Raw genomic sequence first — 16771 nt, forward strand, 5'->3', positions numbered from 1 at the left:
ATGTCCGACGAATTCCGCAAGAACCTGCTCGGTCCAGAGCCGACGTACCTGCCCGAGGAACCCGAGGTCGAGGCCCGGCTCAAGGCGGGCGACGAGGCGGTGGACCTGGCGGCGAAGCACCCGACGTCGTCGCTGGTGTGGGCCATCCTCGCCGATGAGGCCTACGCCGAGGGCCGCACCATCGAGTCCTACGCCTACGCCCGCACCGGCTACCACCGGGGCCTTGACGCGCTGCGCCGCAACGGCTGGCGCGGCGCCGGACCGGTGCCGTACTCCCATGTGCCCAACAGGGGCTTCCTGAGGTCCCTCTACGCCCTGGGCCGGGCCGCCGCCTCGATCGGCGAGATCGAGGAAGCGGAGCGGATTGCGGTGTTCCTGCGGGAATCCGACCCCGAGGCAAGCGCCCAGCTCGGGTCCTGATTCCACCGGCGCGCACCCGCTCCACCGAACTACTCGTCTTTGCTGTACCGGGAAACGAGTAGCGCGATCCCTTGTGAGCCTTCCACTGGAACCAACACAGTTAAGGGAGTCGCCAAAGTGGCGGCTGGGTTTGTGGAAGCGGGTGTGCCGTGGCGGACAACAAGACAATTCCAACTCACCTTTTTACCGTGTCGGAGGTGGCCTCGATGATGCGGGTCTCCAAGATGACGGTCTACCGGCTGGTTCAGTCGGGGGCGATTCACGGGATCCGTTTCGGGCGTTCCTACCGGGTCCCTGAGGACGCAGTACAGCAGTACCTGGATGTGATGAACCCGGAGCGGCGCTCCGTGGGATAACCCTTCCACGGGGGCGGCGGTCCGCGCCCGTCCGGATGGGCGCGCGGGCGGTCGGCCCGGGGTGATTGAACCTGGGTGCTCGAACAGCCGGTTCAGCCGGCGTGTGAAATGGTCGTCACGACGCTGACGATCTGGGGCGCCGCAGGGGCGGAACTGAAGCCGAACCGGACCGCGGGTCGCAGCGGCGCGAGCGGCCCCAGGCCCGCCCCGTGGAGTTCGGCCGAGGCGGCGGTAATGCTCCGGGCGGAGGTGACTCCGTAGTACTCGCGGCGGCCGTTGCCGGCCGAGCCTGCGGTGCGGACCCCCGGCAGGAGAAGAGCCGCCGCCGGTGAAATCAGTGCGAGCCACCGGGGACTCGTGGCGAGGGCCTGGGGGACCAGCCCTAGCAGCCGCCCCAGCGGGGTGGGTGCTCCGAGGTCGGCGCTGAGGTGCAGGCCGCCGCCTTCGACCGTGAGGTGCGAGGCCGACAGCGTTGAGAAGACCGGGACCACCCGGACCTCGTCGAAGGAGTAGGTCGACCCGACGTAGGCGGCGATGTCCTCCGAGGGGGCCAGCAGGGTCCGGCGGCCGCCGGCGTCCTCCATCATGACGTCGGTGAAGGCGCCGAAGGGCGACTCGTCCCACCGGCCCACCACCAGCCGGGTGCCTGAGGCGGTGCCGATGCCGGCGATATGTCCTGTAAATCGGTCCATTGCACCATTGTGCAGCGCCGTTACCGCGCGCTCGGCTAAACTTGGGACGTAAGAGCCCCTGATGCGGCCGGGAACGGGCGCATGTCCGGGGGCATTCTCATGACGGCAGCGGCTGCACCAGAACCGCGCACCGCGCCGCCACAATGGGGGAGGATCCCATGCCTGCGATTGTGATTGTCGGAGCCCAGTGGGGCGATGAAGGTAAAGGCAAGGCCACCGACCTGCTCGGCAGTCGTGTCGACTACGTGGTCAAGCCCAACGGAGGCAACAACGCCGGGCACACAGTGGTCGTCGGAGGCGAGAAGTATGAGCTGAAGCTCCTTCCCGCCGGCATTCTCAGCCCGAACGCCATCCCCATCATCGGCAACGGCTGCGTGATCAACCTCGAGGCGCTGTTCGACGAGATCGACGGACTCGAGGCCCGGGGTGCAGACACCTCCAAGCTGAGGATTTCGGCCAACGCGCACCTCGTCGCGCCGTACCACCAGGTGCTCGACAAGGTGACCGAGCGTTTCCTGGGCAAGCGCGCCATCGGCACGACCGGCCGCGGCATCGGCCCGGCCTACATGGACAAGGTCGCCCGGCTCGGCCTGCGCGTCCAGGACGTCTTCGACGAGTCGATCCTGCGCCAGAAGGTCGAAGGCTCCCTGAAGCAGAAGAACGAACTGCTGGTGAAGGTCTACAACCGCCGCAGCGTGGAGGTGGATGAGATTGTCTCGTACTTCCTGTCCTATGCCGAGCGCCTGCGGCCTCTTGTGATCGATTCGACCTTCGTCCTCAACGAGGCGCTCGACGAGGGCAAGGTCGTTCTCATGGAGGGCGGCCAGGCCACCTTCCTCGACGTCGACCACGGCACCTACCCGTTCGTCACCTCGTCCAACCCGACGGCGGGCGGCGCCTCGGTCGGCTCGGGCATCGGCCCGACCCGCATCACCCGGGCCGTGGGCATCATCAAGGCCTACACCACGCGCGTGGGCGCCGGTCCGTTCCCCACCGAGCTCTTCGACGACATGGGCCTCTACCTGCAGAAGACCGGCGGGGAGTTCGGCGTGAACACCGGGCGTCCGCGCCGCACCGGCTGGTACGACGCCGTGCTCGCGCGCCACGCGGCCCGCGTCAACGGCTTCACCGACTACTTTGTGACGAAACTTGACGTGCTCACGGGCATCGAGCGCATCCCCGTCTGCGTCGCCTACGACGTCGACGGCGTACGCCACGACGAGATGCCCATGACCCAGACCGAGTTCCACCATGCGAAGCCGATCTTCGAATACTTCGAGGGGTGGACCGAGGACATCACCGGTGCGCGCAGCATCGAGGACCTGCCGGATAACGCACAGGTCTACGTGCGGGCGCTCGAGAAGATGTCGGGGACCCGGTTCTCGGCCATCGGCGTCGGCCCGGACCGCGACCAGACCATCGTGGTCAACGACCTCATCACCGGCTGACGCAGCACCTCGAGCCCGCGGACCCGGGGCGCTACCAGCCCCGGGTTCCCGGCCCGCCTTTGAAAGGCCCGACGATCCGCGCGGTGACCCAGCCGCCGTAGAAGTCCCCGGCCTGCGCGGTGACCTGTTCACCGTCCACGGTGCAGGAATCCATCGCCCCCGGGTACACGGCGACGCGGCCGGCGAGGTCCTCGTAACCGGCCGAGGGAGAGGGATAGGTCCAGGCCGCCCGCGCCGCGCGCCTCCCGCCGCCGACGACGTCGAAGTAGCCTGCGGTGCCCTTGAACTCGCAGAACGAACTTCCCTCCGCGGCCTGCAGCGCCCCGGGCGCGAAGTCCGCGGCCGGCAGGTAGTACACCGGCGGATGGCTCGTCTCGAGCACCCGCAGGGCCGAGGAGGTTCGCAGGATCTCCTCGCCGCCGAACCGCACGACGATCTCCTCGGTGCTCGCCTCCACCCGTGGTGGCCTCGGATAGTCCCAGACGGATTCCTGGCCGGGACCGGGGACTGCGCGTCGAATGCTCATGGCCCAACGCTAGCCTTTAGCAACCCGCTGCGCAGTCTGTAGGCTTGTGCGCAGGGGACAGCGACGCGGAGGCGGGGAATATGAAAGTCAGCGTAGGACAGTTCCGGCCGGGCGGGGACGTGCAGGGGAACCTCAAAGTGATGCGGAAGCTCGCCCGGAAGGCAAAGTCCGACGGTGGGGAGCTCATCGTGTTCCCGGAAGAGTCGATGTTCACCATCGGCAAGGTCACCGGCCCGCTGCAGGCCGCCGTCGAGGGCAGCTGGAGCACCTTCGTGCAGCAGCTCTCCTTCCTGGCCGCGGAGCTCGACCTCGCGATCGTGGCGGGCGGCTATGAGTCAAGCGGGGAGGAACGCCCCTACAACACGCTGGTGCTGATCGACCGGAACGGCCGGATCACCGACACCTACCGGAAGCTTCACCTCTACGACGCGTTCAGCTACCAGGAGTCGAAGCGGATCAAACCCGGCGACGGCGGCCTCACCGTGGTGCCGCTCGGGGAGATGTCCGTGGGGCTGATGACCTGCTACGACGTCCGCTTCCCGGAGCAGGCCCGGGCGCTCGCCGACGCCGGCGCCGACCTGATCTGCGTGCCCGCTGCCTGGTTCCAGGGCGAGCACAAGATCGAGCACTGGGAGACCCTCCTCAAGGCCCGCGCCATCGAGAACACCGTCTGGATCGCCGCCGCCGGCACCTCGAGCGACCACACCATCGGCCACTCGGCCATCCTCGACCCGATGGGCGTCGCGCACGCCTTCCTCGAACACGAGTCCGAGGCCGTCGTGACGACGGAGGTCACCCGGCACCGGGTCGACGACGTCCGCGAGTTCCTTCCCGTGCTGCGCAACCGCCGCTTCGGGCCCAACGGGGCGATCGTCGACGCGCACTAGGACCGTAGCTTCCGCTCAGGACGCCGGGGAGGCGGCCGGGGCGAACACCGTCCGCTCGAGGAAGCCGTTGCGGAACTTGCCCTGCGGATCCCAGGCGTCGGCCAGCGCCCGGAAATCCCCGAGGCGCGGGTACAGGCGCTCGAGCGGGCCGGCCTGCCCGGTGAACAGCTTGCCCCAGTGCGGCCGGGCCGCAAAGGGGGCGAGGCTGGACTCGAGCTCGGGAAGGAAGGCCTCGACCTCGGCTTGCAGGGGCTTCCAGGTGAAGTGCAGGCCGATCCCCGAACGGCCGTAGTTGCCGCTCAGCCACAGGCGGTCGGCCGCCATCGTGCGGATCTCCGAGATCTGGAGCAGCGGTGCGAGCTTCGGAGCGAGGGAGCGGACCGCGTCGATCGCCGCCAGGGCGTGCTCGGAGCCGACCAGGTATTCGGACTGCAGTTCCGCACCACTGCTCGGGGTGAAGGCGAGGCGGAAGTGGGCGAGGCGGTCCGACCAGGGCCCGGGCACGCCGAGCTGCTGCGTGCAGTTCACCGGTGACATGCCGGGGACCGGGTGCAGCGGCTCCGCGGCCCTCGTTCCGCCGAAGAACGCCTCAGCGGCCGGGCCGCCGTCGTCCGCCGAGGTCCGCGACTTCAGCCAGGCCTGGCTGACGGTGCCGCCGGCCCAGTCGGTGAACAGGCTGACGCTGTAGGCGGCGCCGGTGATCTCCTCGAAATCCCTCAGCACCCGGGCCCACGGCAGGTCGGTGTAGGCGTTCTGGCGCACCGTAAAGGACGGCTCGATGTCGAGGGTGAGCCGGGTCATGATCCCGAGCGTCCCAAGGTTCACCACCATGCCCTCAAAATCCGGGTCCTCGCCCCGCCGCACGGTGCGCAGGTCCCCGGAGGCCGTGACGAACTCGATGGCGGCAACGGCGGTGGCGAGGTTCCCGTTGCCGTTCCCCGAGCCGTGGGTGGCCGTGGCGACCGCTCCGGCGACGGAAATGTGGGGCAGGGAGGCGAGGTTGGCGAGCGCGAAACCCTGCCGCTGGAGTTCGGCGGCGAGTTCACCGTAGCGGGTGGCTGCGCCGGCGGTCACCGTTCGTCCTGCGCCGTCGACGCTGATGGTGGAGGGCAGGTTCTCAAGGGATACCAGCGAGCCGGTGGTGTCCGCGATGTCGTTGAAGGAATGGCGGCTGCCGAGCGCACGCACCGAGGACGCCGCAGCGACAATCTCCTGAAGGGCGTGCACCTCGGTGGGGCGTTCAAGCCGATCCTGCCGGTAGCCCAGGTTGCCGGCCCAGTTGTATTCGGGCGTCATGTCTCCATCCTCGTCCATCGGCACGTTTCACCGGCAACCAAGCCGTCACCGGGTGGCAGCACCACCAAGACCACTCTAGGGACATCCGCCGCGAGGTTCGCACGGGCGGCCGGGACCGGCGCAGTGCAGTAGCGTGTCCGCCATGACGGACAACATTTCCGGAGAAGCGGTGCGGCCGGAACGTGCCGCAAATATCCGGGACGTGGCCCGCGCCGCGGGGGTGTCCCACCAGACGGTCTCGCGGGTGATCAATGACCACCCCAGCCTGCGGGAGGAAACGCGGAAGCGCGTCCTTGAGGCGATGGAGCAACTTTCATTCCGGCCGAACCGGGCCGCACGCACCCTTGTCACCAGCAGGTCAGGCATCCTGGGGGTGCTCGTCTCACACGGTGTCGAGTACGGCCCCGCGGCAAGCCTGCAGGCCATCCAGGAGGCAGCCGCCGACGCGGGCTATTGGATCGATGTCGCCAACCTTGAACGCACCGACCACGGCTCGATCGTTGCGGCGCTGGATCGACTGATGGACCATGCGGTGGAGGGACTGGTCATCCTCGCACCCCAGTCCCGGTCCCTCAAGGTGATCGAGGATCTCGCAATCCGGTTGCCCTTCGTCACGGTGCATTCGACGGGCCGTTTCTCCGACCACCGGCTCTCCGTCGACCAGCTGTCCGGTGCACGACTCGCGACCAGGCACCTGCTGGAGCTTGGACACCGCCGTGTCCTGCATCTGGCTGGACCGGAAGGCTGGGTGGAATCCGCGGCGAGGCTTCAGGGCTACCGGGAAGAGATGGCGGCTTGGAATGTCCCGCCCCTCGACGCGCCGGACGGCGATTGGACCGCCGAGTCGGGGTACCGCGCCGGGAAGGCCGCGATGCGGGCCGGCGGCTTCAGTGCGGTGTTCTCGTCGAACGACCAGATGGCGCTGGGGCTCATCCACGCCTTTGCGGAGGCCGGACTGCGGGTCCCGCGCGATATCAGCGTCGTCGGGTTCGATGACGTCCCCGAGGCCGCCCACTACCTTCCGCCGCTCACGACGGTGCGCCAGGATTTCCCTGAGCTTGGGCGGCGCTGTGTGGCCGCCCTGCTCGGGATGCTCGGCCATGGGCCCTCTCTGCCGCAGGGAGACATCGCGCCGGAATTGATCGTGCGCCGATCCACTACCGCGCCGCCCCCCTGACCTCTGTGTCACCCTGCGGGCAGTCTGGTCCGACTCCCGTTATGGAAGCGTTACCGAAATCTCCGAACCCGAGCCGCTGCTATCCGTGTATCGTGGCACCCACAGTGAATGTGACCGTTCACATCGCGGGTCGACGGCGAAGATGTCCGCTGGCCAGGCATCACCCGAAAGACAATGAGGTTTTTTCGTGAGCGAAGCTTCCCCCACCCATCCGGCCGCAGCGCGCCAGACGTCCGGCTCCCCGGCGGCCCGGCCCGGGTCCCCTGTCGCCCCGAAATACGTGATCGGTATCGACTTCGGCACGCTCTCCGGGCGCGCCGTCGTGGTGCGGGTGAGCGATGGCGCCGAAGTCGGCTCGGCAGTCACCGAATACCCACACGCCGTCATGGACTCGGTCCTTGCCGCCACCGGTGCACCGCTTCCCCCCGACTGGGCGCTGCAGGTGCCCGCGGACTATGTCGAGGTCCTCCGCACCGCCGTCCCCGCAGCGGTGCGCGACGCCGGCATCTCACCCCAGGACGTCGTCGGCGTGGGAACGGACTTCACTGCCTGCACGATGATCCCCACCACCGCCGACGGCACGCCGCTCAACGAACTGCCCGGCTACGCCTCCCGTCCCCATGCCTACGTCAAGCTCTGGAAGCACCACGCCGCACAGGGCCAGGCCGACCGCATCAACGAACTCGCCCGGCAGCGCGGTGAAACCTGGCTGCCCCGGTACGGCGGGCTGATCTCCAGCGAATGGGAGTTCGCCAAGGGACTGCAGCTCCTTGAGGAGGACCCCGAGCTCTACTCCCGCATGGACCACTGGGTTGAGGCCGCCGACTGGATCGTCTGGCAGCTGACCGGCCGCTACGTCCGCAACGCCTGCACCGCCGGTTACAAGGGCATCCTGCAGGACGGCGCCTACCCCTCCCGGGAGTTCCTCGCGGCGCTGAACTCGGATTTCGCCTCCTTCGCCGAGGACAAGGTGGAGCATCCCATCGGTGCACTCGCCTCCGCCGCCGGAACCCTGTCCGCGGAGGCCGCCGGCTGGACCGGGCTGCCGGAGGGCATCGCGGTCGCCGTCGGCAATGTCGACGCCCACGTCACCGCGCCCGCGGCGCAGGCCACCGACCCCGGGCAGATGGTCGCCATCATGGGAACCTCGACCTGCCACGTGATGAACTCCGAGGCGCTCCGGGAAGTCCCCGGGATGTGCGGCGTCGTCGACGGCGGGATCGTCGAGGGACTGTACGGCTATGAGGCCGGGCAGTCAGGGGTGGGAGACATCTTCGCCTGGTTTGTCGCAAACCAGGTTCCTGCGGACATTTCCGCGGAGGCGGCACGGACAGGACTCAGCGTGCACGAGTACCTGACCGAGCAGGCCCGGAACGAACCCGTCGGCGCCTCGGGCCTGATCGCCCTCGACTGGCACTCCGGCAACCGCTCGGTCCTCGTCGACCACGAGCTCTCCGGCCTGATCGTGGGGCTGACCCTCGCCACCGCACCTCACGAGGTGTACCGGGCGCTCCTTGAGGCGACGGCCTTCGGAACCCGGAGGATTGTCGAGGCCTTTAACGACTCAGGGGTCCCGGTGACCGAATTCGTGGCGGCGGGTGGGCTCATCCGGAACTCCTTCCTGATGCAGACCTACGCGGACGTGCTGAATATGCCCATCTCCGTCATCGGAAGCGCCCAGGGGCCGGCACTCGGCTCCGCCATCCACGCCGCCGTCGCCGCCGGAGAGTACCCGGACATCTCCGCAGCCGCTGGGGCGATGGGCCGCCTGGAGCGCGCGGCATTCACCCCCGATCCCGCCAGGGTCGAGGCCTACACCGCGCTGTACGCGGAGTACCGGGAGCTTCACGACTACTTCGGCCGCGGCGGCAACAACGTGATGCGCCGGCTCAAGGCGATGCGGCGCTCTGCCCTTTCGGTTTCTCCGGTGCAGGCGGTGTCGGCATGACTGGCTTTAGCCCCGCCCTTCAGGAGGCGATCGACCGCACCCGCCGGGAGGTCGCCGACCTGCACGCCGAACTCGTGCGCTACGGGCTGGTCGTGTGGACCGGAGGGAACGTCTCGGGCCGGGTGCCTGGAGCGGACCTGTTCGTCATCAAGCCCAGCGGTGTTGGCTACGACGACCTGTGCGCCGAAAACCAGATCCTGTGCACCCTCGACGGCTCCGTCGTCGCGGGAACCGCAGGATGTGAACGTTCACCCTCGAGTGACACCGCGGCCCACGCCTATGTCTACCGGCACCTTCCCGAGGTAGGCGGGGTGGTCCATACCCACTCGCCCTACGCCACCGCCTGGGCGGCCCGCGGCGAGGCGATTCCCTGCGTTCTCACGGCGATGGCCGACGAGTTCGGCGGAGAGGTGCCGGTCGGCCCCTTCGCCGTCATCGGTGATGACTCCATCGGCAGGGGCATCGTCGACACCCTGGCAGGGCACCGCTCACGGGCCGTGCTGATGAAGAACCACGGCCCCTTCACCATCGGCAAGGACGCCCGCGACGCCGTCAAGGCCGCCGTCATGCTCGAGGACGTCGCCCGCACCGTGCACCTCTCCCGCCAGCTGGGGGAGCCCGCGGCCATCGCCGACGCCCACATCGATTCTCTCTTCGAGCGCTACCAGAACGTCTACGGTCAGCCCGCCGCGCAGGCCCCAACCCAGGCAGGAGCCACCCGATGACCTCACTTCGCACCACCTTCGACAGCTACGAAATCTGGTTCCTCACCGGCAGCCAGGACCTCTACGGCGAGGAGACCCTCGCCCAGGTGGAGTTGCAGTCCCAGGAGATCGTAAAGATCCTCAACGACTCCGGACTGCCAGTGGAGGTCGTCTGGAAGCCGACCCTCAAGGACTCGGATTCGATCCGCAGGATGGCCCTGGAGGCCAACGCGGCGGACAACGCCATCGGCATCATTGCCTGGATGCACACCTTCAGCCCCGCCAAGATGTGGATCGCGGGCCTGGACGCGCTGCGGAAGCCGCTGCTGCATCTCCACACCCAGATCAACGTCGCCCTGCCCTGGGCCGAGATCGACTTCGACTTCATGAACCTCAACCAGGCCGCGCACGGCGACCGCGAGTTCGGGTACATCCAGTCGCGGCTCGGCGTCCCGCGCAAGACCGTCGTCGGGCACGTCACCAACCCGGCCGTCACCGGCCAGGTCTCCAGCTGGCAACGCGCCTGCGCAGGCTGGGCCGCCGTTCACGAACTGAAGGTCGCCCGCTTCGGCGACAACATGCGCTATGTCGCCGTCACCGAGGGGGACAAGACCGAGGCCGAACTGCGCTTCGGCGTCTCGGTCAACACGTGGGGCATCAACGACCTCGTCGAGGTCGTCGACGCCCAGCCTGAGCACCTCATCGACGAGCTCGTCGCCGAATACGAGGAAAGCTACGACGTGGCCCCGGAACTGCGGCGCGGCGGCGAACGCCACGAGTCGCTGCGCTACGGCGCCCGCCTCGAGCTGGGCCTTCTTTCCTTCCTCGAGGCCGGCGGCTTCGGTGCGTTCACGACGAGTTTCGAGGACCTCGGCGGCCTGCGGCAGCTTCCGGGCCTCGCCGTGCAGCGGCTGATGGCCAAGGGCTACGGCTTCGGCGCCGAAGGCGACTGGAAGACCGCCGTCCTGGTGCGCGCCGCGAAGGTCATGGGTGCGGGCCTGCCCGGCGGCGCCTCGCTGATGGAGGACTACACCTACCACCTTGTCCCGGGGGAGGAGAAGATCCTTGGAGCCCACATGCTCGAGATCTGCCCCACCCTGACGACGGCGCGTCCCTCCCTTGAGGTGCACCCGCTGGGAATCGGCGGCAGGGAGGACCCGGTTCGGCTCGTGTTCGACACCGATCCCGGGCCCGGCGTCGTCGTCGCACTCTCCGACATGCGCGACCGGTTCCGGCTCACCGCCAATGCCGTCGACGTCGTGCCGCCGGACGCCCCGCTGCCGAACCTCCCGGTGGCCCGTGCGGTCTGGAAACCCGCACCGGACCTCGCAACCTCGGCTGCGGCCTGGCTCAGCGCCGGTGCAGCCCACCACACGGTGCTCAGCACAGCGGTCGGACTCGACGTCTTCGAGGACTTCGCCGTGATCGCCGAAACCGAACTCCTGCGCATCGACGACTCGACGACCCTGCGGGAATTCCAGCGCGAACTGCGCTGGAACGCGGCCTACTACCGGCTCGCCTCAAAACTGTAATCCACGCAGCAACCCCGGGCGACGGCGCCCGGGCCGACGAAAGGGAAACCCCTATGAACAAGAACTTCCTCAAGGGCATCGCCGCAGCCGGCGTGCTCGCGCTCAGCCTGAGCGCCTGCGGCGGCAGCCGCGGCGGAAACGCCGGAGCGGAAGGCGGCGAAGGCTCGAACGAAGGCGCCAAGATCGGCGTCGCGATGCCCACCCAGCAGTCCGAACGCTGGATCGCCGACGGCGAGAACGTCAAGAGCCAGCTCGAGGAACTCGGTTACGAGGTCGACCTCCAGTACGCGAACGACGACATTCCCACCCAGGTCTCACAGATCGAAAACATGATCAACGGCGGCGCGAAGGCGCTCGTCATCGCTTCGATCGACGGCACCACCCTCACAAGCGTCCTCGACACCGCCGAATCCCAGGACATCCCCGTCATCGCCTATGACCGCCTGATCAACGGCTCCGAGACCGTCGACTACTACACGACGTTCGACAACTTCGAGGTCGGCGTCCAGCAGGCGACCTCCCTGCTGACCGGGCTCGGCGTCCTCGATGAGAACGGCGAGGAAACCGGCGAGAAGGGGCCCTTCAACGTCGAGCTCTTCGCCGGAAGCCCCGACGACAACAACGCCACCTTCTTCTGGGACGGCGCAATGGAAGTCCTTCAGCCCCACCTCGACAGCGGCGTGCTGACGGTTCCCAGCGGCCAGACCGACTTCGAGCAGGCCGCGATCCTGCGCTGGCTCCCCGACACCGCCCAGGACCGCATGGAGGACCTCCTCACCGTCGGCGAAGGCAAGCGCCTCGACGGCGTCCTCTCGCCCTACGACGGCCTCTCAATCGGCATCATCTCCGCGCTGACCTCCGGCGGGTACTCCAAGGACGACCTGCCCGTGGTCACGGGCCAGGACGCCGAGGTCGGCTCGGTGAAGTCCATCATCGCCGGCGAGCAGTACTCGACGATCTTCAAGGACGTCCGGGAACTCGGCAAGCGCGCCGTCACCATGGTCGATTCCCTGATGAAGGGCGAGGAGCCGGAGGTCAACGACGAGGAGACCTACGACAACGGCGAGAAGATCGTTCCCTCCTACCTGCTCGAATCGGAAATCGTCACCAAGGACAACTACGAGAAGAGCCTGGTCGAAACCGGTTACTACACCGAAGACGACCTGAAGTAGGCACAGCCCGAAGTAGGCCCGGCCTGAAGTAAGCATGGCCTGAAGTAAGCACGGCCTGAAGTAAACACGGCCTGAAGTAAACACAGTGCCGGGCGGCGGTGATGCCGCCCGGCCTGCTGTTCAGCACATCGATTACTCCAACTTCCAAAGGACGCTCAATGACCGAGCACATTCTTGAGATGCGTGGGATCAGCAAGACCTTCCCCGGGGTCAAGGCCCTCTCCGACGTGAACCTCGCGGTGTCGCGGGGCGAGGTTCATGCGATCTGCGGTGAGAACGGCGCAGGCAAGTCGACCCTCATGAAGGTGCTGTCCGGCGTCTACCCGCACGGCACCTACGAGGGCGACATTCGATTCGAGAGCGTTGCCGTCTCCTTCAAGGACATCAAGGACAGCGAACACAGCGGCATCGTGATCATTCACCAGGAGCTGGCGCTGTCGCCGTACCTCTCCGTCGCCGAGAACATCTTCCTCGGCAACGAGCGCTCAAGCCGGGGCTTCATCGACTGGAATGAAACCAATGTCGAGGCGGCCAAGCTGCTCAAGCGCGTCGGGCTGACGCTCAATCCGGTGGTGCGGGCCGGCGATATCGGGGTCGGCAAGCAGCAGCTCGTGGAGATCGCCAAGGCGCTCTCGAAGAACGTGAAGCTGCTCATCCTCGATGAGCCGACGGCCGCGCTCAACGACGAGGACTCGGCGCACCTGCTGGGCCTGGTGAAGGGGCTGCGTGATGAAGGGGTCACCTCCATCATCATCAGCCACAAGCTCAATGAGATCCGCGCCATCGCCGACTCCGTGACCATCCTGCGCGACGGCAGGACCATCGAGACGCTGAGCCTCCACGACGGTTCGGTCACCGAGGACCGCATCATCAAGGGCATGGTCGGCCGCGAGCTGAAGAACCGCTACCCGGAACGCACGCCCTCGATCGGGGACGAAATCCTTCGGGTCGAAGACTGGACCGTGCACCACCCGCAGGAGCACTCACGGGTCGTCGTGGACCGCGCCAACCTCAGCGTGCGGGCCGGGGAGATCGTCGGAATCGCGGGCCTCATGGGCGCCGGACGGACCGAACTTGCGATGAGCATCTTCGGGCGCAGCTACGGCTCGAACATCTCCGGGAAGCTGTACAAGGACGGCAAGGAGATCTCGGCCCGCACGGTCAGCGAGGCCATCCGCCACGGCATCGCCTACGCCACCGAGGACCGCAAGCGCTACGGGCTGAACCTCCTCGACGACATCAAGCGCAATATCTCCGGCGCCGCACTGGGCAAGCTCGCCCGGCGCGGCTGGGTCGACAGCGGACGCGAAGCGGTCGTGGCCGGGGGATACCGGACCTCGATGAACATCAAGGCACCCTCGGTCACCTCCGTGACGGGGAAGCTCTCGGGAGGGAACCAGCAGAAAGTGGTGCTCTCCAAGTGGATGTTCGCCGATCCGGATGTGCTCATCCTCGATGAGCCCACGCGCGGCATCGACGTCGGCGCCAAGTACGAGATCTACACGATCATCAATTCGCTCGCGGCCCAGGGCAAGGCGGTGGTCGTCATCTCCTCGGAGCTGCCGGAACTGCTGGGCATCTGCGACCGCATCTACACCCTCGCCGAGGGCTCGATCACCGCCGAGGTACCGATCGGTGAGGCGACACCCGAGCTCCTCATGCAGCACATGACAAAGGAAAAGGACTGAACCCCATGGCTTCGACCCTTACCGACGCCGCTCTCAAACCCGCGGCGCCCACACTGACCGATGCCGGAAGGTTCCTAGCGAGCAGGCTCCGCCAGATCGGCATCTTCGTAGCGCTCCTGGTGATCGTCACGCTGTTCCAAGTGCTGACCGCCGGCAAGCTGCTGCAACCGGACAACGTCTCCAACATCATCGTGCAGAACAGCTACATCCTGCTGCTCGCGATCGGCATGGTGATGATTATCGTCGCCGGACACATCGACCTCTCCGTGGGCTCGGTCGCCGCGTTCGTGGGCGCCATGTCCGGCATCATGATCCAGGACTGGAACATGCCCTGGTGGCTCGCCTTCACCGCCTCGCTCGTCATCGGCGGCCTGGTCGGGGCGTGGCAGGGTTTCTGGGTGGCCTACATGGGGATCCCCGCATTCATCGTGACCCTCGCGGGAATGCTCGTCTTCCGCGGACTCACGCAGATCACCCTCGAAAACCGGCGCATCACGGGGTTCCCTGCCGAGTACCGTCAGCTGGGCGGCGGGTTCCTGTTCCCCGGCCTTTTCCCGGCCGACACGAACATCCTCGACTGGACCACCGTGGGCCTCGGAGTCCTCGCCGCCGGGCTGCTCATCGGCAGCCAGCTGCGCGGAAGGGCGACGCGCGCCAAGCTGAAGCTCGATGACGAACCGATGGCCTGGTTCGCGACGAAGCTGGCCTTCGGCGCCGTCGTCATCCTCGGCCTGACCTACCTGCTGGCCAGCTCGCGCAGCGGAACCCCCATCGTCCTCGTGGTGCTGGGACTTCTGGTGGTGACCTACAGCGCAGTGATGGGCAACAGCGTCTTCGGCCGGCACATCTACGCCCGGGGCGGCAACCTCCAAGCAGCGCAGCTCTCAGGGGTCAACACCAAGAAGATCGATTTCTACCTCTTCGTGAATATGGGTGTGCTCGCCGCGCTGGCGGGGTTGATTTTCACGGGCCGCCTCAACTCGGCGGGTCCCGGTGCCGGAAACCTCTTCGAGCTCGACGCCATCGCCGCGGCCTTCATCGGCGGAGCAGCGGTCACCGGAGGGGTCGGAACGGTGATCGGCGCCATCACGGGCGGACTGATCATGGGCGTGCTCAACAACGGCATGTCCCTGCTCGGGGTGGGAAGTGACTACCAGCAGTTCATCAAGGGAATGGTGCTCCTGCTCGCAGTTGGCTTCGACGTCTTCAACAAGCGACGTGCATCGAGCGCACTCAAATAAAAAATCGGCGGGGCCGCGTAACCTTTGCGGCAACGCGGACGATTACCTGTGTGTAAGTGCCGCACCGAGGCTTATCCCCCATTGGGTCTCGGTGCGGCCTTTCTTCTTTTGAGGGGACCAGTGCCCCGGCCGGCCGGCCGGCCGGTAAAACCCGGCCGGCGCCTCCTGATCCGTGCAGGCCGGCCAATGCGGAACGCCCTTCCTTCCGCGCAGCGCGACGCGCCCGCCGAAGAGCGGCAGGCCTTCCACCCCCTGCGCTACCCAGCGGATAAGCTGACTTCTCCACCCACCCTTCGCGAGGAAATCCATGGTCCGCATGCTGCCAGACGAAGCGCTCGCACGCGCTCAGAAGGGGGACCCGGCAGCCTTTGAATGGATCTACTCACAGCTCAGCCCACTGGTGCTCGGCTACTTCTCGGGCCGGGGTGCCGAGGATCCGGAAGGCCTGACCCAGGAGGTCTTCCTCACGGTCTTCACCAAGCTCACGTCGCTTCAGGGTGGGCCGGGGGAGCTGCGGACGTTCGTTTTTTCGGTTGCCCATGCCCGGTGGGTCGATGAGGTCCGCAAAAGGGCGCGCGGCCCCCTGCTCACCGGGTACGAGCCCGACGCCGATTCCCGCACCAGCGCGTCGGCCGAATCCGTGGCACTCAACCGGTTCGGTGAAGGCAATATCGAGGAACTCCTGACGGCGCTCAAGGACGAGCACCGGGAGGTCCTGCTGCTGCGCATCGTTGCCGGGCTTTCGCTTGAGCAGGTCGGGGACGTGATGGGCAGGTCGACAGGCTCGATCAAACAGCTACAGCGGCGGGGGCTGCTCCGTCTGAAGGAACTTGTGGAACTCAACCAAAAAGAGGCGTCATGACGGCGGGCAAGCCACCGGCCGATGACGAGCGCCTTTCCCAGCTGTTCGATGAGGCAGCGCTGCCCGTGGCCCCGGAGCTCCTCGGCGTGCTGGGTTGCGTGAAGGGCCTGGGGGACCGGCCCGTTCCCGCTCCGGGAGCGGACCTTCTTGCCTTCTTCGCTCCAGCGGATGCGCCGGACCGCGGACGCCGGAAGCGGCTGCGGGGCCCAATCATCGGCGGCACCCTCGCGGTCTCGATGGGCCTGGGCATGTCCGGCGTGGCCGCCGGGCCGGGCACCTTCGCGGACGACCTCGGCAGTGCGGTCCATTCCGTCATGGGCGGACAGGGCGGGACGGTGGCGGGCCCCGCACCCATCGACCCTGCGCAGCCGCCGTCTGCATCGGACCTGCCGGACATCGCCGGACCTCAGGGCGGCCCGGCGGCCCAGGATGCTGCCGATCGAACCGGATCGACCGGTGCTGCCGGACCCATGGGGATGGAGGCGGCGGGAGTCACCGGACAGACGGGGACAGATGCAACAGGCGCCGCCGGAGCCTCCGGAACCACCGAACCAGGGCGTAGACCCACCCACCCCTCCTCCGATGGCTCCGGTGGAACGGGCACCGACCGGGAAGGCACCACCCTCGAAGCGGCGCCCGACCGCCCGTCATCAGTGCCGGAGGCGGGGCACCAGGGGCATTTCAACCCGGGGCCGAAGCCGGCGAAATCCGGGCCTGCGGAATCGAAGCCGGAATCCCAGCCTGCGGACAAGAAACCAACCGGGACGAAGCCGGCGGGACAGAGCCCGTCGAAGCCCAAGCCGACAAAGGCGAAGCCGGCCA

14 protein-coding genes and 1 pseudogene are annotated in these 16771 nt (G+C 67.4%); 12 read left to right on the top strand and 3 right to left on the bottom strand.

Features of this window, described 5'->3' with window-relative positions:
• Both I6N91_RS07205 and I6N91_RS07210 read left to right on the top strand, forming a co-directional pair.
• Positions 1-420 (top strand): DUF3151 domain-containing protein, encoded by a 420-nt coding sequence (locus I6N91_RS07205; protein ID WP_198811921.1) that lies wholly within the window; start codon positions 1-3, stop codon positions 418-420.
• A gap of 142 nt (positions 421-562) precedes the next feature.
• A pseudogene (locus I6N91_RS07210) lies at positions 563-776 on the top strand (helix-turn-helix domain-containing protein).
• A 92-nt stretch (positions 777-868) separates the two neighbouring features.
• Here the strand turns inward: I6N91_RS07210 and I6N91_RS07215 are convergent.
• A complete protein-coding gene (locus tag I6N91_RS07215; protein WP_198811922.1) occupies positions 869-1468 on the bottom strand; it encodes a hypothetical protein in 600 nt (199 codons plus the stop codon).
• 158 nt (positions 1469-1626) lie between these two features.
• Between I6N91_RS07215 and I6N91_RS07220 the strand changes: the two genes are divergently transcribed.
• The gene (locus tag I6N91_RS07220) at positions 1627-2916 is read left to right on the top strand and encodes an adenylosuccinate synthase (protein WP_120165775.1); all 1290 of its coding nucleotides are present in this window, start codon (positions 1627-1629) and stop codon (positions 2914-2916) included.
• 31 nt (positions 2917-2947) lie between these two features.
• Here the strand turns inward: I6N91_RS07220 and I6N91_RS07225 are convergent, their stop codons facing one another.
• On the bottom strand, positions 2948-3442 hold the full coding sequence (locus tag I6N91_RS07225) for a DUF427 domain-containing protein (protein WP_198811923.1): 495 nt from the start codon (positions 3440-3442) through the stop codon (positions 2948-2950).
• A gap of 80 nt (positions 3443-3522) precedes the next feature.
• On the opposite strand from I6N91_RS07225, the gene I6N91_RS07230 reads away from it, so the two are divergent.
• Positions 3523-4329: a carbon-nitrogen hydrolase family protein gene (locus tag I6N91_RS07230; RefSeq protein ID WP_198811924.1), complete on the top strand. Its 807-nt coding sequence runs from the start codon at positions 3523-3525 to the stop codon at positions 4327-4329.
• A 15-nt stretch (positions 4330-4344) separates the two neighbouring features.
• Here I6N91_RS07230 and I6N91_RS07235 read toward each other — a convergent pair whose 3' ends face one another.
• Entirely contained in the window at positions 4345-5625 is a 1281-nt protein-coding gene (locus I6N91_RS07235; protein ID WP_198811925.1) for an FAD-binding protein, read from the bottom strand.
• A gap of 142 nt (positions 5626-5767) precedes the next feature.
• Here I6N91_RS07235 and I6N91_RS07240 point away from each other — a divergent pair, with 142 nt between their 5' ends.
• The 8 genes from I6N91_RS07240 (at position 5768) to I6N91_RS07275 (ending at position 15949) form a co-directional block, all read left to right on the top strand.
• Positions 5768-6802: a LacI family DNA-binding transcriptional regulator gene (locus I6N91_RS07240; protein ID WP_198811926.1), complete on the top strand. Its 1035-nt coding sequence runs from the start codon at positions 5768-5770 to the stop codon at positions 6800-6802.
• A gap of 280 nt (positions 6803-7082) precedes the next feature.
• Positions 7083-8750, top strand: a complete 1668-nt coding sequence (araB, locus tag I6N91_RS07245; RefSeq protein ID WP_307843281.1) for a ribulokinase — start codon at positions 7083-7085, stop codon at positions 8748-8750.
• Positions 8747-9475: an L-ribulose-5-phosphate 4-epimerase gene (locus I6N91_RS07250; RefSeq protein ID WP_198811928.1), complete on the top strand. Its 729-nt coding sequence runs from the start codon at positions 8747-8749 to the stop codon at positions 9473-9475. The genes araB and I6N91_RS07250 overlap by 4 nt, the downstream gene beginning before the upstream one ends.
• Positions 9472-10986 (top strand): L-arabinose isomerase, encoded by a 1515-nt coding sequence (araA, locus tag I6N91_RS07255; protein ID WP_198811929.1) that lies wholly within the window; start codon positions 9472-9474, stop codon positions 10984-10986. Before I6N91_RS07250 ends, araA begins: the two co-directional genes overlap by 4 nt.
• Before the next feature lie 53 nt (positions 10987-11039).
• Positions 11040-12158, top strand: coding sequence for a multiple monosaccharide ABC transporter substrate-binding protein (gene chvE / locus I6N91_RS07260; protein ID WP_198811930.1), 1119 nt, complete (start codon positions 11040-11042; stop codon positions 12156-12158).
• Positions 12159-12316: 158 nt separating this feature from the next.
• Positions 12317-13846 carry a multiple monosaccharide ABC transporter ATP-binding protein gene (gene mmsA, locus I6N91_RS07265; protein ID WP_198811931.1) on the top strand — a complete coding sequence of 510 codons (1530 nt, stop codon included), beginning with the start codon at positions 12317-12319 and terminating at the stop codon, positions 13844-13846.
• Positions 13847-13851: 5 nt separating this feature from the next.
• Positions 13852-15087 (top strand): multiple monosaccharide ABC transporter permease, encoded by a 1236-nt coding sequence (gene mmsB, locus I6N91_RS07270; protein WP_198811932.1) that lies wholly within the window; start codon positions 13852-13854, stop codon positions 15085-15087.
• Positions 15088-15394: 307 nt separating this feature from the next.
• Positions 15395-15949, top strand: a complete 555-nt coding sequence (locus I6N91_RS07275; protein ID WP_198811933.1) for an RNA polymerase sigma factor — start codon at positions 15395-15397, stop codon at positions 15947-15949.
• Positions 15950-16771 lie beyond the last annotated feature (822 nt).

The organism is Arthrobacter sp. MSA 4-2 (genome assembly GCF_016405885.1).
Taxonomy (GTDB): Bacteria; Actinomycetota; Actinomycetes; order Actinomycetales; family Micrococcaceae; genus Arthrobacter_D.